The organism is Williamsia muralis (assembly GCF_051487485.1).
Lineage (GTDB): Bacteria > Actinomycetota > Actinomycetes > Mycobacteriales > Mycobacteriaceae > Williamsia > Williamsia muralis_B.
On the sequence record NZ_JAHVCV010000003.1, the window covers coordinates 143,837 to 163,815 of the forward strand.

The following is a 19,979-nucleotide window of genomic DNA, read 5'->3' on the forward strand; positions in this document are numbered from 1 at the left end:
GTCTCCTGGGAAGGGTCAGGGCGCAATGAGTATGGAGGAGGTGTCTGACAATCACGGTACGCGGTGACGGCGTCGTGGCCGTCGCAATTTCGCCCAGAGACGAAGCGGAGCGGAGCCGGGTTTTGTGGCAGAGGGGATGTGAGACAACGTGGCCCGCATTGGGGGGTGCTGGTCGAACCACTCGGCGCGGTGGCCTGGCAGACTGAGCGCGTGAACACCACCGCCGTTATCGCGATCGTCGTTGTCGTAGTCGTGCTGCTGCTCGCCCTGGTGGCGACCGGTCTGGTGCTGTCGCGGCGACGGCGAATCTCGCTGCGCGACAGTGCCGATCGCACCCCCTCGGACGGGTCGCGGCAGGTCGACAAGTCCGGCGGGTACAAGGCCGGGGGAGGTTTCTCCTTCACCCAGGGCGGGGCGACCGCGCTGGCGGAACCGCCGAAGGCCGGTGACACGCCGACCATCGAGCGCACCGACACCGACGGTCAGCCCGGTGTCGGCGACGATGCCGCGATTCCCCGTGACGCGCCCAAGCGGGGTTACACCAACGTCCCACTTCCCGAACCGAAGGTCGACGAACCACAGTCGCCGGCCGTCGACGAACAGCCCGCGACAGAGGTCGGGGCCACGGAACCGACCGTCATCGAGCCCGACATCATCGACCCGGCGATCGTCGAACCGGAGGTCGTGGAACCGGCGATCGTCGAGGATTCGGTGGTCGAGACGCCTCTGCGCGAGCCTCTCGCGCCCGCGGAGCCGATCTCGGACACAACCGTCGAACCCGCCCCGCCAGGCCGGGTGCTCGACGACATCGCTCCCACCGCCGGCCGTCTGGGTCACCTGCGGGGCCGGCTCTCACGGTCACAGAACGCGTTCGGCAAGAGCATGCTGGGCCTGCTCGGTGCAGGCGACCTCGACGAGGACTCCTGGGAGGAGATCGAGGACACGCTGCTTCTCGCGGACATCGGGACGTCGGTGACCATGGCCGTCGTCGAGGAGCTCAGAACTGCACTGGCCGCCAACCCCGTCAACAACGCTGCCGAGGTCCGTGCGTTGCTCCGCCGAGTGCTGATCGGACAGATCGAGCCCGACCTCGACCGGTCCATTCGTGCGCTTCCCCACGCGGGCACCCCGTCGGTGCTGCTGGTCGTCGGTGTGAACGGCACCGGTAAGACCACCACAACCGGAAAACTCGCGCGTGTTCTCGTCGCAGATGGCCGCCGGGTCCTGCTGGGGGCCGCGGATACGTTCCGCGCCGCCGCAGCCGACCAACTGCAGACCTGGGCCGAACGAGTCGGCGCCGAGGTCGTCAGAGGTAAAGAGGGAGCAGATCCGGCGGCGGTGGCGTTTGATGCCGTTGCCAAGGGCGTGGCCGAAGGCGTCGACGTGGTCATGATCGACACTGCCGGCCGCCTGCACACCAAGACCGGCTTGATGGATGAGCTCGGCAAGGTCAAACGGGTCGTGGAGAAGAAGGCCGCCGTCGACGAGGTCCTGCTGGTCCTCGACGCCACGACAGGTCAGAACGGTCTGGCCCAGGCAAAGGTGTTCGCCGACGTCGTCTCCATCACCGGTGTGGTCCTCACGAAGCTGGACGGCACCGCCAAGGGTGGCATCGTCTTCCACGTGCAGCGCGAACTGGGTGTCCCGGTCAAGCTCGTCGGACTCGGGGAGGGCGCAGACGATCTCGCGCCGTTCGAGCCAGAAGCGTTCGTGGACGCCCTGTTGGGCTGATCGACGAATGGTTCCCGCTTCGTAGACGTCGACACAAGGTTGCCGACTTCTCCGATTTGCGTAGATTTCGGTCGCATCGTTCGGAGAGCCACCTGCGACGACATCTGGACGAAACACGGCTCCCAGCTCCGTTAACACAGCGGCAACGTGCTATCGCCACCACGGAAACATGGAGCAAGCAACCTTCTCGACAGGTCAACGGTGCGGCAAGAATGCCGCGGCGGGAACAGCTCGAGGAGGACTGAAGGTGGCGGATTATCCCGTTATGGATTTGCCGGATACAGGTGATACGGCATGGATGTTGGCGAGCTCCGCGCTCGTATTGCTGATGACGCCTGGTTTGGCGTTCTTCTACGGTGGCATGGTCCGTGCGAAGAGCGTTCTCAACATGCTCATGATGAGCGTGATCTCGATGGGCATCGTCACGGTGCTCTGGTCGTTGTACGGCTTCTCGGTCGCATTCGGCGAGGACAAGGGCAACTTCATCGGTGACCCGACGCAGTACTTCGGACTCGATGGGGTCATCAGCGGGAACGCGGCCCCGGAAGTTCTGGCCGACCCGGCCACCGGCACCGAGCCCGCAGCTGAAGTCGCCATCCCGATGTTCGGCACGATCCCCCTCGCACTGTTTGTTGCCTTCCAGCTGATGTTCGCCATCCTCACCGTGGCCCTGGTTTCCGGCGCGGTCGCCGACCGCATGAAGTTCAGCGCCTGGGCCGCCTTCACCGCCCTGTGGTCGACCTTCGTCTACTTCCCGGTGGCCCACTGGGTGTTCGCGTTCGACGGCTACACCGGTGAGACCGGTGGCTGGATCGCCAACAAGCTCAAGGTGATCGACTTCGCCGGTGGCACCGCGGTCCACATCAACGCCGGTATCGCCGGCCTGGTTCTCGCGGTCATCCTCGGCAGGCGTCAAGGCTGGCCCGGTACCCCGATGCGCCCGCACAACCTGCCGTTCGTGATGCTCGGTGCCGGCCTGCTCTGGTTCGGCTGGTACGGATTCAACGCCGGTTCGGCGGTGTCCGCCAACGGAACTGCGGCGAGCACCTTCTTGACCACAACCATCGCCACGGCAGCGGCAATGCTCTGCTGGTTGCTCGTGGAGCGGATCCGTGACGGTCACGCCACCACACTCGGCGCGGCGTCGGGCATCGTTGCCGGCCTCGTTGCCATCACCCCGGCCTGTAGCGCCGTGAACACCTGGGGCGCCTTGATCATCGGCGCGGTCGCCGGCATCCTCTGTGCGCTGGCCGTCGGCCTCAAGTACAAGCTGGGCTACGACGACTCGCTCGACGTCGTCGGTGTCCACCTCGTCGGTGGCCTTGTCGGCACCATCCTGATCGGGTTCGTCGCGGTTGCCGACACCTACTCCGGTGTCGACGGTCTGTTCTTCGGCGGCGGCGTCGACCAGCTCTGGCGCCAGGTCGTCGGTGCGCTCGCAGTGCTCGCCTACTCGGCGGTTGTCACCGCGATCATCGCGCTCATCTTGAAGTTCACCATCGGTCTCAAACTCGACCCCGAAGCCGAGTCCGAGGGTGCCGACGAATCCGAACATGCTGAATCCGCGTACGATTTTGCATCACTGGGCGGGTCCAGCACGCAATTTGGTCACAGCGTTCCAGTGGCCGCAACGGCCAAGGAGGGATGATCTAAGTGAAGCTCATTACCGCAATCGTGAAGCCATTCACGCTTGAAGACGTCAAGGCGGGACTGGAACAAGCCGGTGTCGTAGGAATGACAGTCAGCGAAGTCCAAGGTTATGGACGCCAGAAAGGCCACACCGAGGTGTACCGCGGTGCGGAGTACTCGGTGGACTTCGTCCCCAAGGTTCGCGTGGAGGTCGTCGTCGACGACGCCGCCGTGGACAAGGTGGTCGACGTGATCGTCGAAGCGGCCCGAACCGGCAAGATCGGTGACGGCAAGGTGTGGGTGTCGCCGGTGGAAGCGGTTGTCCGGGTTCGTACCGGAGAACGCGGCGGCGACGCGCTGTAAGAGACAGTGCCATTCGTACGTGGCGGTCGCGGTCCTGCCTCCGAGGATCCCTCGGGTGCAGGACCGCAGCCGTCTCATCTGACACCTGCTGCGGCGACCGATCTGGTGACGGCCCGCAAGCAACTGCTCAGCCGGGTGGACGGGCACAAGCGCGTCGACGCCCCGGCCCTACGCCGGGTCCTGGTGGACCTGCACGACTTCTGGCTGGCCACAAAGGCTGCCGAGATCGGAATCAAACCGGGTAGCGGCTTCGCCATCGTCGCGGTCGGGGGGCTGGGCAGACAAGAACTACTTCCGCACTCGGATCTGGATCTCATCCTGCTCCACGACGAGATGGATCCTGCGCTGGTCGCCGAGACCGCGGATCAGATCTGGTATCCGCTCTGGGACGCCCACATCAAGCTCGACCACAGTGTGCGCACCGTCCCGCAGGCACTACAGGTCGCCGCGAGTGACATGACCGCGGCACTGGGTCTGCTGGAGGCCCGGCACATCGCCGGCGACGAAGAGCTCTCGAAGCTGTTGATCGGCGGAGTGCGACAGCAGTGGCGCACCGACATCCGCTCGCGATTTCCGGCGCTGGTCGACCAGGCGCGGGAACGGTGGCGGCGCAGTGGCGACATCGCGCACCGCGCAGAACCCGACCTCAAATATGGCCGCGGCGGTCTCCGTGATGTGCACATGCTCGACGCATTGGCGATTGCCCAGCTCACCGACGGTATGGCGACGTTGCGCCCGGACTCACCCGGTGGGGGGCTACGCCAGGCGTACACCCGTTTGCTCGACGTGCGCACCGAACTCCACCGGATCACCGGGCGACCCCGTGAACAGCTCCGCGCTCAGGATGCCGACGAGATCGGCGCCGCACTGCGCATCGGGGACCGGTTTGATCTCGCCCGAACCATCAGCGACAGTGCTCGCACCATCAGTTACGCCGTGGACGTCGGTTTGCGCACCTCGTCCAACTCCCTTCCGCGCAAGGGACTTTCCAAACTCCGCCGATCTCCTATCCGTCGTCCGCTGGACGAGGGGGTGGTCGAACACAACGGTGAGGTGGTCCTCGCCCGCAGCGCATTGCCCAGCAAGGACCCGGGCCTGATCTTGCGGGTTGCCGCAGCGTCCGCCCGGACCGGGCTGCCGATGGCTGCATCCACGCTCGCCCGGCTTGCTGATTTCGCGCCCGAGCTGCGTGAACCGTGGCCCGCCGATGCCCTGTCGGACCTGCTCGTCCTGCTCGGCACGGGGCCGCACATGATCGCCCCCATCGAAGCACTCGACCGAACTGGTTTGTGGGGCAGGCTGATTCCCGAATGGGGGGCCGTTCGAGATCTCCCGCCTCGCGATCCCATCCACACCTGGACAGTGGATCGGCATCTCGTCGAGACCGCCGCCAACGCGGGTTCCATGACGACGCGGGTCTCGCGGCCTGACCTTCTTGTCCTCGGGGCGCTCATCCACGACCTCGGCAAGGGACGTGGCGCCGACCACAGCGTTGTCGGCGCCGAGTTGGCCAACCAGGTGGGCAACCGTATCGGCCTGTGGCCCGACGACGTCATGATCCTGTCGAAGATGGTCCGGTACCACCTGTTGCTACCGGAGGTGGCCACCCGTCGAGATCTTGACGACCCGGCGACGGTCCAGGGTGTGGTCGACACCCTCGGCGGATCGAAGGTGCTGCTGGAATTGCTCGCCGCCCTCGCCGAGGCCGACTCGCTGGCCACCGGACCCGGCGTCTGGGGGGACTGGAAGTCCTCACTCATCGGGGAACTCGTGCGCCGATGCCTGCGCCTGCTCGACCGGGGTGAGCTGCCGGTTCCCGAACCGCTCACCGCCGAGTTGACCGAGCTCGCCGAGGCGGGCGGTGTCAGTGTCGAACTGGTGTCCACCGACAATCCGCACACGTTCTCGGTCACGATGATCGCACCGGAGCAGCCGGGATTGCTGTCGCGGATGTCCGGCGTGCTGGCGTTGCGGGGTCTGCGGCTGCTGAGTGCCTCGGTACAGACCCATGCGGGCAGTGCCGTCAACACCTTCCTGGTGTCACCGCTGTTCGGTGAGCCGCCCGAGGTCGGTCTGTTGCGACAGCAGCTCATCCAGGCGGTCGACGGTGGCATCGACGTGATCGCCCGGCTCGATGTGCGTGAGCGTGAGACACCCGTGCCGACCCCGCCCGAGCAGGTGGGCGGGTCCGAGGACGCATCCGTTCCGGCCGTGCCCGCGCTCTTTGCCCAAGCCCCTCCGAAGGTGCTCTGGTTCGACGGATACGACGACAACAGCGTGATCCTGGAACTGAGGGCCAGTGACCGGCTCGGCCTGCTCGCGCGGGTGAGCGCTGTGCTCGAACACCACGGTGCGAACATCACCTGGGCCAAGGTCGCGACCCTCGGCGGTTCGGTGGTCGACTCGTTCTGCATACGGCTGCCGGGCGACGGACCCACCACACGGGATCGCCTCGAGGAGTCGATCATGGCGGTGGTACCGCCGCCGGCGCCGCCACGCGAACCAGAGGAGGACTCCGGTAAATCCGGGGTGCCGATAGGCTAGGGGGATGTTCGACTCCCTCTCCGGCCGGTTGGCCGATGTACTGACCGATCTGCGCGGCAAGGGCAAGCTGTCCGACGCGGACATCGACCGTACTTGTCGCGAGATCCGTCTCGCCCTGCTCGAAGCAGACGTCTCGCTCCCGGTGGTCCGCGGATTCATCAGCCGCATCAAGGAACGCGCGAAGGGCGCCGAGGTCTCGGGTGCCCTGAACCCGGCACAGCAGGTCGTCAAGATCGTCAACGAGGAACTCGTCACCATCCTCGGCGGCGAGACCCGCCGGATCCGGTACGCGAAGACACCGCCGACGGTCATCATGCTGGCAGGTCTGCAGGGTGCCGGTAAGACGACGCTCGCGGGCAAACTGGCGTCCTGGCTCAAGAAGCAAGGGCACACGCCCATGCTCGTGGCCTGTGACCTCCAACGTCCCGGCGCCGTCACCCAGCTGCAGATCGTCGGTGAGCGGGCCGGGGTACCGGTGTTCGCGCCGCACCCCGGCACCAGTGTCGGCGGTACCGGCGAGCTGGGTGTCTCGTCGGGCGACACGTTGTCCGAGCCGGTCGAGGTGGCCCGCGCGGGTGTCGCGGAGGCCAAGACCAAACTTCACGACGTCGTGATCGTCGACACCGCGGGCCGGCTCGGCATAGACGAAGAGCTGATGCGTCAGGCCAAGGGAATCCGGGACGCCGTACAGCCCGACGAGGTGCTGTTCGTCCTCGACGCGATGATCGGTCAGGACGCGGTGGCGACCGCAGAGGCGTTCGCCGAAGGCGTCGACTTCACCGGCGTGGTGTTGACCAAACTCGACGGCGACGCGCGCGGCGGTGCCGCTCTGTCGGTCCGCGAGATGACCGGCCGCCCCATCATGTTCGCCTCGTCCGGCGAGAAACTCGAAGACTTCGACGTCTTCCATCCCGACCGCATGTCGAGCCGGATCCTCGGCATGGGCGACGTGCTCAGTCTCATCGAGCAGGCCGAAGAGCACTGGGATGCGCAGCAGGCCGAGGCCGCTGCCACCAAGATCACGCAGGGCGAGCTCACGCTCGAGGACTTCCTCGAGCAGATGCTGATGATCCGGAAGATGGGGCCGATCGGCAACCTGCTGGGCATGCTGCCCGGCGCCGGGCAGATGAAAGACGTGTTGTCGCAGGTCGATGACAAACAGCTCGACAAGGTGCAGGCCATCATCCGGGGCATGACGCCCGCCGAGCGCGAGAACCCCAAGATCATCAACGGGTCCCGGCGCGCCCGGATCGCCAACGGTTCGGGTGTCACCGTCAGTGATGTGAACCAACTCGTCGACCGCTTCTTCGATGCACGAAAGATGATGTCGCAGATGGCTGGCCGGATGGGCGGGATGCCGGGCGGGAACCGGAAGGTCAACCGGAAAAAGGGTAAGAAAGGCAAGAAGGGCGGACGGGGCCCGACACCTCCCAAGGTCCGCGGCGGTATGCCCGGGATGGGTGGCATGCCGGCCGGGTTCCCGGACCTGTCGAACATGCCCGCCGGACTTGATCAGTTGCCGCCCGGACTCGAGGGGATCGACGTCAGTCAGTTCCAGCGGCCGAAGAAGAAGTAGCGGTAGCGGGCGCGATGTCATTGCCGCAGTTGCACTTTCGCGGACTTAGCGTCGGCTCGGGCGAGCCCGTCGAGTTCTGGGCCGATGGCGGGGTGATCACACGAACTCCCGTCGCCGGGGCCACCACGATCACCGATGGCGGCTGGATCATGCCGGGGCTCGTGGATGCGCACAACCACGTGGGGATCGCGCCCGGGCTGGGCGTCACCATCGAGCAGGCCCGGTCATTTGCTCACCAGGATCTGCGGGCGGGGGCAACGCTGATCCGGGAGGTCGGCTCGCCGCTGGACACCCACCCACTCGATGACGATCCGACCTGCCCCCGATTCATCCGCGCCGGCAAACACATCGCGCGACCGAAACGGTATCTGCGCGACTACGGCGTCGACCTCGACGACGTGACAGACCTGCCGGCGGAGGTCGCTCGTCAAGCCCGCGCGGGCGATGGGTGGGTCAAACTCGTCGGTGATTGGATCGACCGGGACCTCGGCGACCTCGCGCCGCTGTGGCCCGATGAAGTGCTTCTCGAAGCCGTCTCGGTTGCTCACGATCTCGGCGCGAAGGTCACCGCCCACGTCTTCGGCGCACAGGCGTTGCACGGGTTGATCGATGCCGGGATCGACTGCATCGAACACGGCACAGGACTCGACGACGACCTCATCGCACGCATGGCCGAACGCAACATCGCCTTGGTGCCGACCATGATCCAGGTGGAGAACTTCCCGTCGATCGCCGACGGGGCAGATCGGTTCCCGGCCTATCAGAAGCACATGCGAAAGCTGTACGCCGACGCCCCGGCGACCTTTGCCAAGGCCATCGAGGCCGGGGTTGCCGTGTACGCCGGCACCGATGCAGGCGGGTTTGTCGAACACGGTCGTATCGTCGACGAGATCGTGGCTCTGTCGAAGGTGGGCCTGAGTCCGGCACAGGCCGTCGACGCCGCGTGTTCGGCGGCGCGCACCTGGCTCGATGCCGGCACACTCGCCGATGGTGATCGCGCAGATGTCCTTGTGCTAGAAGCGGATCCGCTCGCCGATCTCGCCGCGCTGCGTGCGCCCGCGGCCATCGTCTGCGGTGGGCACGTGGTCTGATCTCAGGGTTTGCGACCGGGTCACGACGTGGCGCGGACGTGCGCTCGCTCGCCTTGTGTGCCGAAGAGGCACAGCATCTCGGCGGCCTCGGTCCCCGCGGCTCCCATCCAGTGCGGAACGTGGGTGTCGAACTCGGCCGCTTCACCGGCCTTGAGCTCGAGGTCCTGCTCTCCCAGGATCAGCCGGACCCGTCCGGACAACACATATAGCCACTCGTACCCCTCGTGCGTTTGCGGAGTGGGAACCTGGGGGCCGCTAGCCGGCGGGATGATCTGTTTGAAGGCCTGGATACCGCCGGCCCGCCGGGTCAGCGGAATGAAGGTGCGACCATGCCGCTTGATCGGACGCAGATGGATGCGGGGATCACCGGTCGCCGGCGCCCCGACGAGTTCGTCCAGCGGAATGCCGTGGACCTTTGCCAACGGAAGCAGCAACTCGAGTGTGGGCTTGCGGCCGCCGGATTCGAGCCGTGACAGGGTGCTCTCCGAGATGCCGGTGGCCTCGGACAGATCGGCGAGGGTGATGTCACGTTCCTTGCGCAGTGCTCGCAACCGTGGGCCGACTGTTGTGAGGGCTTGTTGGAGTTCGTCTTCCATGCCTCGACATCGTCGTCCTCGTTTGCCGATTCGGCAAGGATTATTGCCGGACGATTCGGGGTAGTCACGGGGCATGAGTACTGGGGAGCGGCTTCTCGACGAATACGAGGTTGTCGTCGTGGGCGGCGGAGCAGCCGGACTGAGTGCCGCGCTGGTGCTGGGTCGCTCCCGGCGGTCGGTCCTCGTCCTCGACTCGGGCCAACCCAGGAATGCTCCCGCTGCCGGGGTGCACGGGCTGCTGACCCGAGACGGGATCTCGCCGGAAGAGTATGTGGCGATCGGGCGGGAAGAGGTCCGGAGCTATGGCGGGCATGTGGTGGATGCGGAGGCACGGGCCGTCAGAGGCGACGTCGATCACGGCTTCGTGGTCGTTCTGGGCGACGGTCGAGAGGTCCGAGCCCGTCGGATGCTCGTCACCACGGGCCTCATCGACGAACTGCCGGACATCCCGGGTGTGTCCGAGCAATGGGGGAGAGGCGTTCTGCACTGTCCCTACTGCCACGGGTGGGAGGTTCGTGACCAGGCGCTCGGCGTGCTGGCGGTCACCGAGCAGGCCGCGCACCAGGCGTTGTTGTTCCGGCAGTGGAGCGCCGACGTCATCTTGTTCGTCAACGAGTCGGTGCGACCGACCGATGAGGAATCGGCGCAGCTCGCAGCGCGGGGGGTGCGCGTGGTCGAGGGCCGGGTTGCGGCCGTCGAGTCGTCCGACGGACGGTTGACCGGGGTGCGGATGGCGGACGGAACTGTCTGGGAGCGGGAGGTGATCGTGGTGATGCCTCGGTTCATCGCCCGTGCCGACTTCCTCGTCGACCTGGGTCTGACTCTGACGGACCACCCCAAGGGGGCCGGGCGGTACATCGAGGCGGATGAGACCGGTCTGACCAACGTCCCCGGGGTGTATGTCGCGGGTAACGTGGCGAACCTGATGGCTCAGGTCGGTGGTGCGGCGGCCGACGGTGCGGTTGCGGCGTCCGCGATCAACATGGAACTCGTCACCGACGACGCTCGCGCAGCCGTCGCGGCTGCGGGCTAGATGACTCACCGTCCGCGTCTTGCCCTGACGGATTTCTTCTGGGGGCCATACCTCTGGCAGAATGGGACGCTGGTTCGCCGGACCCGGCTAGACACCGACCGGCGGTCACACCACCGAACAGCAAAACCGGGCGCCCCAACGAGGGGGCGTCGCCGAATTGCACTGTGACCATAGAAGGAAGTAACTCGTGTCTGTCAAGATCAAGCTCACCCGCCTCGGCAAGATTCGCAATCCCCAGTACCGCATCGTCGTCGCCGACGCCCGCACCCGTCGCAACGGCCGGGCCATCGAGACCATCGGTCGTTACCACCCGAAGGAAGAGCCGAGCCTCATCGAGGTCGACTCCGAGCGTGCGCAGTACTGGCTGGGAGTCGGCGCGCAGCCGACCGAGCCCGTTGCAGCACTGCTGAAGATCACCGGTGACTGGCAGAAGCACAAGGGACTGCCGGGCGCCGAGGGCACGCTTCGTGTTGCCGAGCCCAAGCCCAGCAAGCAGGACCTGTTCAACGCCGCACTCGCCGCCGCTGACAGCGGACCGTCCGCCGAGGCCACCACACCGAAGAAGAAGGCCGCCAAGAAGGCCGACGATTCCTCGAAGGCCGACGCCCCCAAGGCAGAGGCAGCCGCTGCCGACGAGGCCCCAGCCGAGGCCGCTGACAAGTGAGTGTTGTCGTCGCCGACGCCGTCGAACACCTCGTTCGCGGCATCGTTGCCAACCCTGACGACGTCCGCGTCGAACTGGTCACCGGACGGCGAGGACGTTTTGTCGAGGTTCATGTGAACCCCGAGGACCTCGGTAAGGTCATCGGTCGCAATGGCCGCACGGCCACTGCTCTGCGCACTCTGGTCACCGGAATCGGTGGCCGGGGCGTTCGTGTCGACATCGTCGACACCGACCGCTGACGCAGACACCGAAAGCGACGACGATGGACCTGGTAATCGGCCGCGTCACTAAAACGCACGGCGTGCGCGGTGAACTGGTGGTCGACGTCCGCACCGACGATCCGGAAGAGCGCTTTGCCATCGGGCAGAAGCTGCGAGGCCGTCTGTCCACCGGTAAGAACACCTTCGTCGAGAACAGCTATACGGTGACAGCCGCCCGGAACCACTCCGGGCGGCTGTTGCTGTCTGTTGCCGAGGTCGGGGACCGCGACTCGGCCATGGCGCTACGCGGACTGCTGTTCTTGATCGACGCCGACGAGGTTTCGTCCGGTGACGATCCGGACGAGTTCTATGACCATGAACTGCAGGGGGTTCCGGTGCGCACTGTCGATGGCGACGACGTCGGTGTGGTCGCCGATGTGCTGCATCTGCCCGCCGGTGACCTGCTGTCGGTGACCACTGACGAAGGCCGCGAGATCCTGATCCCGTTCGTGACCGCGATCGTGCCGACGGTGAGCCGGAGCCTGATCGAAATCGACCCACCCGACGGTCTGCTGGATCCGGAATGACCGACGAGGCGGGGCCTGCCATCCGTATCGGGGTGGTCTCGATCTTCCCCGACTATCTCGAGCCCATGCGAATGGCATTGCTGGGCAAGGCGATCGACAAAGGGATCGTCGCACTCGACACCTACGATCTGCGCGACTGGACGCACGACGTGCACCGCGCCGTCGACGATTCCCCCTATGGGGGCGGGCCTGGAATGGTCATGAAGCCCACGGTGTGGGGACCGTGTCTCGACGAAGTGTGTCCTGACGACGCGCTTCTCGTGGTGCCCACTCCCGCAGGAGTCCCTTTCACCCAGGGAACCGCGCAGGCGTGGAGTCGCGAGAAGCACATCGTCTTCGCCTGTGGCCGGTATGAGGGCATCGACCAACGGGTGATCGACGACGCCGCCAAACGCGTTCGAGTACAAGAAGTCTCGATCGGCGACTTCGTCCTCATCGGCGGTGAGGTGGCTGTCATGGCGATGGTCGAGGCCACCGTTCGCCTGATCGACGGCGTGCTGGGAAACGCGTCCTCGCATCAGCAGGACTCGTTCTCCGACGGCCTCCTGGAAGGGCCCAGTTACACCAGGCCGCCGGTGTGGCGCGGGCTCGAGGTCCCCAACGTCCTCCGCGGCGGTGACCACGCAAAACAGCAACAGTGGCGCCGCGAACAATCCCTCGCCCGCACAAGGGAACGTCGACCCGATCTCCTACCTCCTGAGCAGTAGGACCACACCGCACTGCCGCCGATCGAGCGTGGGCAACCCGACTCGGGTTAACATCTCCGTCGCGAGGGGGGACGTTGATGGGGATCGAGCCCGGACGGGTGGATATCGGCAACAGCGCGTTGGCGGCTGTACTGATCGAGGTGGATGAGCAGCGCGATCGTCTGCGTGTGCTGGCCGAGGAGATGCGCGGGACAACCGTCGAGGCGACGTCGAAGGACCGCCTCATCACGGTGGTGATCAACGCGCGGGGATTGCTCACCGGGCTTTCGATCGACCCTTTGGCGATGCGACGTTACCGCGCTGGTCAGCTCGCCGATGAGATCGCTCTCCTGGTGCGGCGCGCCGACGACGAGCTCACCGAACGACGGAACCGGCTGGCCGGGGAACTCGTCCAATACCAAGGCCCAGGGTATTCGGATCTTTACTGACGGCGGCTGGGTTGAGGGATGCGGCAGCGGGGGAGCAGGCCAATGCACGGAACCGGATCGTTTCGGCTCGATGACACAGCGGCGCGTGCAGGTGTTGAAGAGTTCGCTTCGCTGATCAGCGAAATCGACTCCATCCGCGAAGAAGTTGCTGCCGTCGACGCCGAGCTGAGGGCGCGCTGCTCGTCCCACGTCGGTGGCGCCGTCTTCATGCTCGGCGCAGCGCACCTCTCGCACGCGACCGCGTCGGTTCTGGATCAGCTCCGAATGCACCTGGCGGACCATGTCGACGGCATCGGTCGCGCATGCGCCGACCTGCAGTCCGCCGATATCGGCCTGCACCTTCCTGCACCCGGAGCTGAGCGGTGCTGACCACGCCGGGTGAGCAGGTAGAACGGCTCCTGCGCGAGGCCTGGCCGGCAATCGACCCAGACATGATCGGTCGGTCAGTCGAACGGTATCGTGTTGTGGCGCAACGTCTTTTCGCCCTGCAGTCCGCCATCGAGGCGGCTACCGCAGGGGTCGCCGACGCGATGGAGGGCCGGACAGGCAGTGCTTTGGCGGCGAAGGCGACCGCCCTCGCGGACCAAACGGCCAGGGCAGCGCATCTGGTCGGCGCCGAATCAGATCTCGCAGGCCGATTCTCCGACTTGGTGGTACTGACCCACGAGCGACTCACCGTGGCCGCGGCGATGGCGGATCGAGACCTGCAGGCGGCCAAAGTGGTGGATGTGACGACGGGAGACATCACCGCGGCCATGGGCGCCGAACACGCCGCTGCCACCGTGCTGGCCGCCGTCGCCGGCGATTTCGAATCCGGTAGTCGGGAACTCGCTGACACCGCTGCGGCCCACGCAGCCGAGCATCGTGACAGCGAACACGGCCAGACAACGGGCAACGCCGCCGGCGCACCGATGATCCCCGGCGCCATGATGGGGGCAGGGTCGGCAATGGCCGCGGCCGGGAAGATGCGCGGCGGCGACCTGCCCGCTGCCACCGATGTCTCGGCCGCAGATCTCTCGATGTTGCAGACTCGGGCCGCGCATCTGTCTTCGATGCAGCCACCCGAGGTGGCGCCATGGATCCGAATCGCCGTGGGACTCGGGCAAGACCACGACGGACGCCGTGTGGTCGTAGTGGGCACCAGTGAACCCGGCGGCTACCTTCGGCCGGGGACGGTGCCCGAACCGAACGAGGTTGTCGTCGGTGACGGCAGATTCCCTGAACTGGTGATCGTCGACTATCTCGCCGCCCGGGACCTCGTGCCGTTGGCGGTCTGCGCCACCACGCCTCCCACTCCCGAGGTCCGCTCCCAGCTCGCGGATGCCGGTGTCACCACATCGTCGGGCGACGAGGGTAACGGCCAGGGGGATGGACAATGAGCCCTCACCGCATCGATGTCCTGGCGTCGGGGGTTGCCGGACTCGTGGATCGGGTGAACCCCCGGCACATCAGTCGAACCGGCCTACTCGCTGCGGTGATGGCCCTCGACGCTGCGTCGGTACGCACCGAGGGTCCGGTCACCGACGCGCTGAGCTGCTGGAGAAACGGCAGACCGCTCAGCCCCGCACAGAAGCTGGCCATCGCATCTCTTCGAGGGCGGTTTGATGCGGCGGCTTTTGCCGCGTCTCATGCAGGCCGGCCAGCCGAGTACCGGACAGAGTTCGCCCGGGCGCGTGCACTGGCAGCAGTGGAGTTCGGCGCCGCGGGCACGGGGCGGGAAGGGCTCCGCGAAGTTGTGTGTGAGGCGGCCGCAGCGATGGGGTCGACATCTTTGGTCGCAAACCTCCTGCGCGACCACGTCGGCGACTAATCTCAGCGGATGGGCCATTGGTTCCAAGAATCGATCATCGACAACGGCCGATTGCCGCTCTTCATGGCGTACATCGGCTTCATCCTCGGGTTTCTCGGAATCCGGATCAGCGTCCGACTGATCCGTGCCGAGGTCAGCTGGTGGTTCAACAACGTCACCCCCGGTGGCATGCACATCCACCACGTCGTCTTCGGGACCGTGCTGACGATGCTGTCGGGGCTCGGGCTGATAGCGCTCGCCATCAACGGGTCACAGACCACTCTTTCCATCTTCGCCGCGCTGTTCGGTGTCGGTGCTGCGCTGGTTCTCGACGAGTTCGCGCTCATCTTCTATCTGCGGGATGTCTACTGGGCCGAAGAGGGCCGCGCATCGATCGACGCGGTCTTCGTGGCGGTCGCGGTGATGGGGCTGGTTCTCCTGGGGTTCCACCCGCTCGACTGGGCGGGTGTGGACACTGCGGACGTGGTGTCGATCGTGGTGGCCGTCCTCTATTCCGCGTTTGTGCTCCTGCTGGCAGGGGTCGTGCTGCTCAAGGGCAAGATCTGGACCGGGCTGATCGGACTGTTCATCTTCCCGCTTCTTCTGGTGGCGTCGATACGACTCGCACGCCCGACGTCGCCGTGGGCACGTTGGCGTTACACAAAACGCCCGAAGAAGATGAACGCCGCGGTGAAACGCGAGCGGCGGGTGCGCAGACCCTTGATCCGCGCGAAAATCTTTCTTCAGGACCTCATGGCAGGCAAACCCGACGTTGCGCACGCGAAGTCCGGCGCCGAGGCGGAACTGGACGCCACCGTGCACGCGGCACCGGCCCCGGGCGAATCGGGGGAGCTGGTGCTCGCCGCCGCGATTTCGTCCGTCGGGGGTGGTTCTGGCACAATTGACCAGTTGCCGTTTGACGGTCAGACGCCGGGCCCGCCCGAGTCGGCTGATTCGTCGCGGAGACCACACGAATCGGAGCACGAACCGGTCGAGCCGCACACCTGAATTGTCCAGGACGAAAGCCGCCAGGTTCCTCTACTCACGCCAACAGCAAGATTGGAACCGACATCATGAACACACTGGATTTCTTGGACAACAAGTCCTTGCGCGACGACATCCCCGACTTCCGCGCCGGAGACACCCTCAACGTCCACGTCAAGGTCATCGAGGGCTCCAAGGAACGTGTCCAGGTGTTCAAGGGCGTTGTGATCCGTCGTCAGGGTGGCGGCGTCCGTGAGACCTTCACCGTTCGCAAGGTGTCGTTCGGTGTCGGTGTGGAGCGCACCTTCCCCGTGCACAGCCCGAACATTGCCAAGCTCGAGGTCGTCACCCGCGGCGATGTCCGCCGGGCGAAGCTGTACTACCTGCGCGACCTGCGCGGCAAGGCAGCCAAGATCAAAGAAAAGCGCTGACCTACTAGGCTTGCGGCGTGGTAAACACCCCCCGCAATCCTGAGGGTTCAGACCCTTACAGCGACGAGCCGTACGACAGTCGGCCTGCAGACCCGGACCGTGCGGCCGACCCCGATCGGCAAGCACGTCCGTGGCGCCGGATAGACGGAACCGCCGATGCTGCACCCAAAAAGAAGGCGTCGCTGCTACGCGAGACCGCGATCATCCTGATCTGTGTGCTCGCGCTGACGTGGGTTCTCCAGACGTTCATCGGTCGGCAGTACGTGATCCCCTCTGAATCGATGGAGAACACGCTGCACGGCTGCACCGGATGCACCAATGACCGGATCGTCATCGACAAGTTGGTGTACCGCTGGAGCGACCCCGAGGCCGGCGACGTCGTGGTGTTCAAAGCGCCCACGTCATCGTGGGACCAGGGCTGGAAATCGCCGCGGTCATCCAACACGGTCATCCGCGGCGCCCAGAATGCCATGTCGTGGTTCGGGTTCGCCCCGCCGGACGAGAACAACCTCGTCAAGCGGATCATCGCCACGGGCGGTCAGCGGGTGGAATGCCGCAACGCAGATCGCACCGGGGTCAAGGTGAACGGTCAGCCCCTCGACGAGCCGTACATCGACCTGAAGCTTCAGGAAGAGAACGCTCAGATGCGTCCCGGCGACCTCAAAGACGATACTGGCCAGCTCAATTCGTGCTTCGGCGCTGACTTCGGCCCGATCGATGTTCCCGAGGGTTTCGTCTGGGTGATGGGTGACAACCGCGGTAATTCGGCGGACTCCCGGTACCACCAGGACGACGAACTGCGGGGCATGGTGCCTGTCGATGACATACGCGGCAAGGTTCGCTACATCATCTACCCGTTCTCGCGTATCGGCGGTGTCGACTCCGTCGACCCCCAGAAGTAGGCAACCGGTGGCGACCACCTGGCCACCTCGTGTGGTGATACGGCGATCCGCCGGCTTGCGAACCCTGGAAGCAGCGCTGTACCGCAGCGGTCTCGGGCCAGTCGCCGGTGTGGACGAGGCAGGGCGTGGAGCGTGTGCCGGACCACTGGTGGTCGCCGCGTGCATCCTCAAGCCGACGCAGCTGATCTCCCTCGCCGATCTCGACGACTCGAAGAAGCTGACTGCGAAGACCCGCGACAAGTTGTACAAGTCCGTGACCCGGCACGCTGTTGCCTGGAGTGCGGTGGTCATCGACGCAGACGAAGTCGACCGGCTGGGTATTCATGTCGTCAACATCGAGGGAATGCGGCGAGCCGTCGCGGGGCTCGGTGTCCAACCGGGCTACGTGCTGTCGGATGGTTTCCGGGTTCCAGGCCTCACCGCGCCCTCCCTGCCGGTGATCGGAGGCGACGGCGCAGCCGCGTGTATCGCCGCCGCCAGCATCATTGCGAAGGTCACCAGGGACAGGATCATGGTCGACATGGACACGTCGCTGCCCGGATATGGGTTCGCCGTCCACAAGGGCTACAGCACCGAGATGCACATGCAGTGTCTCGACGAACTCGGCCCGTCCCCACAGCACAGGATGTCCTATCGCAATGTGCGGCTACGGGTGCGCGTGGGCGAGACCGCAGGACGTTAGGCTGAGGGAATGAGCGCCGAAGATCTCGAGAAGTACGAAACCGAGATGGAACTGTCCCTGTACCGCGAGTACAAGGACATCGTCGGTCAATTCACCTACGTGGTCGAGACAGAACGTCGGTTCTATCTGGCCAACGCGGTCGAGATGGTGCCCCGTAATGCGGACGGCGAGGTCTACTTCGAGGTCCGGATGAGTGACGCGTGGGTCTGGGACATGTATCGCCCTGCTCGGTTCGTGAAACAGGTACGGGTGATCACGTTCAAGGACGTCAACATCGAGGAACTGGAAAAACAGGATCTGCGTCTGCCCGAGGACGGCGTGCTCGGCGACTAGCGGGGGACGGCTACGGCTTCGGTTCGTCGGAGTAGCAGGCTGATCATCGCGAGGGCAAGAGCCGTTGCGGCGATCGCCCACAAGATGATCGACAGTGCAGCGAGAAACGAATGCGCGGCGGCTTCCCGTGCGGCGATCTTGAGTTCTGGTGCGGCAGCAGCGGCCACCGTTGCCCGCATATCGCCCGGTGTCGCCGGCTTCTGAGCGTCGGCTGTGCCGCACCCAGGTGGGGTCTGTTCCGGATGTGCCGATGACAGCTGCAGATTCGCGCACCGAGAGAACTCATCGACGACCACTGGCCGGAACGGGGGAGCCACCGAGGTGGTGTCCAATCCCCGCGACAGCGAGGAGGCGGCCTGATCCACCGCCGACGGCGACTGTGCGGCAACCTGATTGAAGAACGCGATGCTGATCACGGCGAGCCCGATCGAGCACCCGATCTGCTGGATGGTGGGAATGGAACCGGATGCCGAGCCCACATTGGATTCGGTGGTCCCGGACAAGATGGTCGCCTGCAGCGGCGCGACGAACAAACCGGTGCCCACGCCGCCGATCAACAGTGGCGTCACGAGCACCGCGATGTCCAGGGAGCCACCGGCAGGATCGATGATGGTGGCGGTCCAGCCTAGACACACTGCGAACGCGACCATTCCCAGCGCGAGGGTGCGGGCACCGATGCGCCCGACCAAGATGGGGGAGATCAGCGAACCTATTGCGGCACCAACCGCGAATGGGAAGGTCAATACGCCTGTTCGAAGCGCCGAGTAGCCGAGACCGAATTGGGCTGCGATGGACACGGTGAAAAAGAATGCGGCGAAGACGCTGAAGAATGCCAGCGACAACACGGCGCCGACCGTGAAGTTCCGGTTGTGGAACAGATCGAGTCGCAGCAGGGGGCTTCCGCCGCGGCGCTGGAGTCGGCGCTCGTAGAAGACAAACGCCGTCAGGAGCACGATCGATACGACAAGCATCGCGAGAAGCCATATCGGCCAGTCTTTCTCGCGTCCGAGCGCCAAGGGATAGATGAGCAGGAAGAGCCCTGCGCTCGAGAGCACCATCCCCGTGACGTCCAACGGCTCCCGTTCGCCGGTTTTGACATCCGGTAGATAGCGATAGGCGAGGACGCAGGCGATCATGCCGAGCGGGAGGTTGACGAGGAAAATGGTTCGCCAGCCCAGATCGAAGATGTCGGCGGCGATGAGACCGCCCCCGAGCATGGGGCCCAGCATCGCTGCCACCCCCGCGGTGGCGCCGTACATCCCGAACACCACGCCGTGTTTGACGCGCGGGAACAACACGGAGATGATCGCGATCGTCTGTGCCGACGCCGCCGCGGCGCTGACGCCTTGTGCGCCGCGCAGCGCAATCAACTCGGTTGCCCCGGTGGCGGTTCCGCACAGTACCGACGTCACGGTGAAGCCGGCGAGTGCGATCAGGAACACCCGGCGCCTGCCGAACATCTCACCCAGACGCGAACTCGTCATCAGGGTGCAGGCGAACGCAAGCGTGTACACCGTGGCGACGAGGAGTTGCGCCGAATAGGACGCGTCGAGGTCGGTGGCCAGACTCGGCAGCGCGATGTTGACGATGGTGGTGTCGACCATCTGCATGAACACCGCGATCAGGCAGGCTGCAAATGCCAGCCAGGCCCGCCGCGGCGCGATCTCGGCCTGTTGTGGCTGTACCGCAAGAGATTCCGGTAGGGACAC

General features: G+C 65.5%; 22 protein-coding genes. 20 read left to right on the plus strand and 2 right to left on the minus strand.

Translation table 11 applies throughout. The annotated features are described in order from the left end of the window. The first annotated feature begins 210 nt into the window (after nucleotides 1–210). From ftsY to KXR83_RS09055, 6 genes are all read left to right on the plus strand, one after another. Nucleotides 211–1,731, plus strand: a complete 1,521-nt coding sequence (gene ftsY / locus KXR83_RS09030; protein WP_437424566.1) for a signal recognition particle-docking protein FtsY — start codon at nucleotides 211–213, stop codon at nucleotides 1,729–1,731. 265 nt (nucleotides 1,732–1,996) lie between these two features. Next, nucleotides 1,997–3,379 (plus strand): ammonium transporter, encoded by a 1,383-nt coding sequence (locus KXR83_RS09035; protein ID WP_247208501.1) that lies wholly within the window; start codon nucleotides 1,997–1,999, stop codon nucleotides 3,377–3,379. Between the two features lie 5 nt (nucleotides 3,380–3,384). Then, entirely contained in the window at nucleotides 3,385–3,723 is a 339-nt protein-coding gene (locus KXR83_RS09040; RefSeq protein WP_023960328.1) for a P-II family nitrogen regulator, read from the plus strand. A 6-nt stretch (nucleotides 3,724–3,729) separates the two neighbouring features. Next, a complete protein-coding gene (locus KXR83_RS09045; protein WP_437424567.1) occupies nucleotides 3,730–6,267 on the plus strand; it encodes a [protein-PII] uridylyltransferase in 2,538 nt (845 codons plus the stop codon). A gap of 4 nt (nucleotides 6,268–6,271) precedes the next feature. Further along, nucleotides 6,272–7,843, plus strand: coding sequence for a signal recognition particle protein (ffh, locus tag KXR83_RS09050; RefSeq protein WP_437424568.1), 1,572 nt, complete (start codon nucleotides 6,272–6,274; stop codon nucleotides 7,841–7,843). A 14-nt stretch (nucleotides 7,844–7,857) separates the two neighbouring features. Continuing rightward, complete coding sequence (locus tag KXR83_RS09055; protein WP_437424569.1) at nucleotides 7,858–8,934, plus strand: amidohydrolase family protein; 1,077 nt, start codon at nucleotides 7,858–7,860, stop codon at nucleotides 8,932–8,934. A 20-nt stretch (nucleotides 8,935–8,954) separates the two neighbouring features. Here KXR83_RS09055 and KXR83_RS09060 read toward each other — a convergent pair whose 3' ends face one another. Next, a complete protein-coding gene (locus KXR83_RS09060; RefSeq protein ID WP_437424570.1) occupies nucleotides 8,955–9,530 on the minus strand; it encodes a helix-turn-helix domain-containing protein in 576 nt (191 codons plus the stop codon). Between the two features lie 73 nt (nucleotides 9,531–9,603). Between KXR83_RS09060 and KXR83_RS09065 the strand changes: the two genes are divergently transcribed. The 14 genes from KXR83_RS09065 (at nucleotide 9,604) to KXR83_RS09130 (ending at nucleotide 18,270) form a co-directional block, all read left to right on the plus strand. Then, a complete protein-coding gene (locus KXR83_RS09065) occupies nucleotides 9,604–10,563 on the plus strand; it encodes an NAD(P)/FAD-dependent oxidoreductase (RefSeq protein ID WP_437424571.1) in 960 nt (319 codons plus the stop codon). A gap of 187 nt (nucleotides 10,564–10,750) precedes the next feature. After that, complete coding sequence (gene rpsP, locus KXR83_RS09070; RefSeq protein WP_437424572.1) at nucleotides 10,751–11,227, plus strand: 30S ribosomal protein S16; 477 nt, start codon at nucleotides 10,751–10,753, stop codon at nucleotides 11,225–11,227. After that, nucleotides 11,224–11,466, plus strand: a complete 243-nt coding sequence (locus KXR83_RS09075) for an RNA-binding protein (RefSeq protein WP_020107279.1) — start codon at nucleotides 11,224–11,226, stop codon at nucleotides 11,464–11,466. Before rpsP ends, KXR83_RS09075 begins: the two co-directional genes overlap by 4 nt. A gap of 23 nt (nucleotides 11,467–11,489) precedes the next feature. Next, nucleotides 11,490–12,014, plus strand: a complete 525-nt coding sequence (gene rimM / locus KXR83_RS09080; RefSeq protein WP_437424573.1) for a ribosome maturation factor RimM — start codon at nucleotides 11,490–11,492, stop codon at nucleotides 12,012–12,014. Between the two features lie 20 nt (nucleotides 12,015–12,034). Next, on the plus strand, nucleotides 12,035–12,721 hold the full coding sequence (gene trmD, locus KXR83_RS09085) for a tRNA (guanosine(37)-N1)-methyltransferase TrmD (RefSeq protein WP_437424932.1): 687 nt from the start codon (nucleotides 12,035–12,037) through the stop codon (nucleotides 12,719–12,721). Nucleotides 12,722–12,798: 77 nt separating this feature from the next. Continuing rightward, a complete protein-coding gene (locus tag KXR83_RS09090; RefSeq protein ID WP_437424574.1) occupies nucleotides 12,799–13,149 on the plus strand; it encodes a YbaB/EbfC family nucleoid-associated protein in 351 nt (116 codons plus the stop codon). 42 nt (nucleotides 13,150–13,191) lie between these two features. Further along, a complete protein-coding gene (locus tag KXR83_RS09095; protein WP_437424575.1) occupies nucleotides 13,192–13,518 on the plus strand; it encodes a hypothetical protein in 327 nt (108 codons plus the stop codon). Continuing rightward, on the plus strand, nucleotides 13,512–14,528 hold the full coding sequence (locus KXR83_RS09100) for a hypothetical protein (protein WP_437424576.1): 1,017 nt from the start codon (nucleotides 13,512–13,514) through the stop codon (nucleotides 14,526–14,528). The genes KXR83_RS09095 and KXR83_RS09100 overlap by 7 nt, the downstream gene beginning before the upstream one ends. Then, nucleotides 14,525–14,959 (plus strand): hypothetical protein, encoded by a 435-nt coding sequence (locus KXR83_RS09105; RefSeq protein ID WP_437424577.1) that lies wholly within the window; start codon nucleotides 14,525–14,527, stop codon nucleotides 14,957–14,959. The genes KXR83_RS09100 and KXR83_RS09105 overlap by 4 nt, the downstream gene beginning before the upstream one ends. A gap of 9 nt (nucleotides 14,960–14,968) precedes the next feature. Then, nucleotides 14,969–15,946: a hypothetical protein gene (locus KXR83_RS09110; protein WP_437424578.1), complete on the plus strand. Its 978-nt coding sequence runs from the start codon at nucleotides 14,969–14,971 to the stop codon at nucleotides 15,944–15,946. Between the two features lie 65 nt (nucleotides 15,947–16,011). Beyond that, the gene (gene rplS / locus KXR83_RS09115; protein WP_437424579.1) at nucleotides 16,012–16,353 is read left to right on the plus strand and encodes a 50S ribosomal protein L19; all 342 of its coding nucleotides are present in this window, start codon (nucleotides 16,012–16,014) and stop codon (nucleotides 16,351–16,353) included. A gap of 17 nt (nucleotides 16,354–16,370) precedes the next feature. Next, nucleotides 16,371–17,255 (plus strand): signal peptidase I, encoded by an 885-nt coding sequence (lepB, locus tag KXR83_RS09120; RefSeq protein WP_437424580.1) that lies wholly within the window; start codon nucleotides 16,371–16,373, stop codon nucleotides 17,253–17,255. A gap of 7 nt (nucleotides 17,256–17,262) precedes the next feature. Further along, nucleotides 17,263–17,937 (plus strand): ribonuclease HII, encoded by a 675-nt coding sequence (locus tag KXR83_RS09125; protein WP_437424581.1) that lies wholly within the window; start codon nucleotides 17,263–17,265, stop codon nucleotides 17,935–17,937. 9 nt (nucleotides 17,938–17,946) lie between these two features. Continuing rightward, complete coding sequence (locus KXR83_RS09130) at nucleotides 17,947–18,270, plus strand: DUF2469 domain-containing protein (protein WP_023960295.1); 324 nt, start codon at nucleotides 17,947–17,949, stop codon at nucleotides 18,268–18,270. Here KXR83_RS09130 and KXR83_RS09135 read toward each other — a convergent pair. Then, nucleotides 18,267–19,979 carry a DHA2 family efflux MFS transporter permease subunit gene (locus tag KXR83_RS09135; protein WP_437424582.1) on the minus strand — a complete coding sequence of 571 codons (1,713 nt, stop codon included), beginning with the start codon at nucleotides 19,977–19,979 and terminating at the stop codon, nucleotides 18,267–18,269. The genes KXR83_RS09130 and KXR83_RS09135 overlap by 4 nt on opposite strands.

Excerpts from the sequence above, each read along its gene's own strand:
- KXR83_RS09060 (WP_437424570.1), bottom strand. The coding sequence starts at position 9,530 with ATGGAAGACGAACTCCAACAAGCCCTCACAACAGTCGGCCCACGGTTG.
- rplS (WP_437424579.1), top strand. The coding sequence starts at position 16,012 with ATGAACACACTGGATTTCTTGGACAACAAGTCCTTGCGCGACGACATC.
- ffh (WP_437424568.1), top strand. The coding sequence starts at position 6,272 with ATGTTCGACTCCCTCTCCGGCCGGTTGGCCGATGTACTGACCGATCTG.
- KXR83_RS09110 (WP_437424578.1), top strand. The coding sequence starts at position 14,969 with ATGGGCCATTGGTTCCAAGAATCGATCATCGACAACGGCCGATTGCCG.
- KXR83_RS09055 (WP_437424569.1), top strand. The coding sequence starts at position 7,858 with ATGTCATTGCCGCAGTTGCACTTTCGCGGACTTAGCGTCGGCTCGGGC.
- KXR83_RS09090 (WP_437424574.1), top strand. The coding sequence starts at position 12,799 with ATGGGGATCGAGCCCGGACGGGTGGATATCGGCAACAGCGCGTTGGCG.
- rimM (WP_437424573.1), top strand. The coding sequence starts at position 11,490 with ATGGACCTGGTAATCGGCCGCGTCACTAAAACGCACGGCGTGCGCGGT.
- KXR83_RS09065 (WP_437424571.1), top strand. The coding sequence starts at position 9,604 with ATGAGTACTGGGGAGCGGCTTCTCGACGAATACGAGGTTGTCGTCGTG.
- KXR83_RS09130 (WP_023960295.1), top strand. The coding sequence starts at position 17,947 with ATGAGCGCCGAAGATCTCGAGAAGTACGAAACCGAGATGGAACTGTCC.
- KXR83_RS09035 (WP_247208501.1), top strand. The coding sequence starts at position 1,997 with ATGGATTTGCCGGATACAGGTGATACGGCATGGATGTTGGCGAGCTCC.
- KXR83_RS09105 (WP_437424577.1), top strand. The coding sequence starts at position 14,525 with ATGAGCCCTCACCGCATCGATGTCCTGGCGTCGGGGGTTGCCGGACTC.
- KXR83_RS09095 (WP_437424575.1), top strand. The coding sequence starts at position 13,192 with ATGCACGGAACCGGATCGTTTCGGCTCGATGACACAGCGGCGCGTGCA.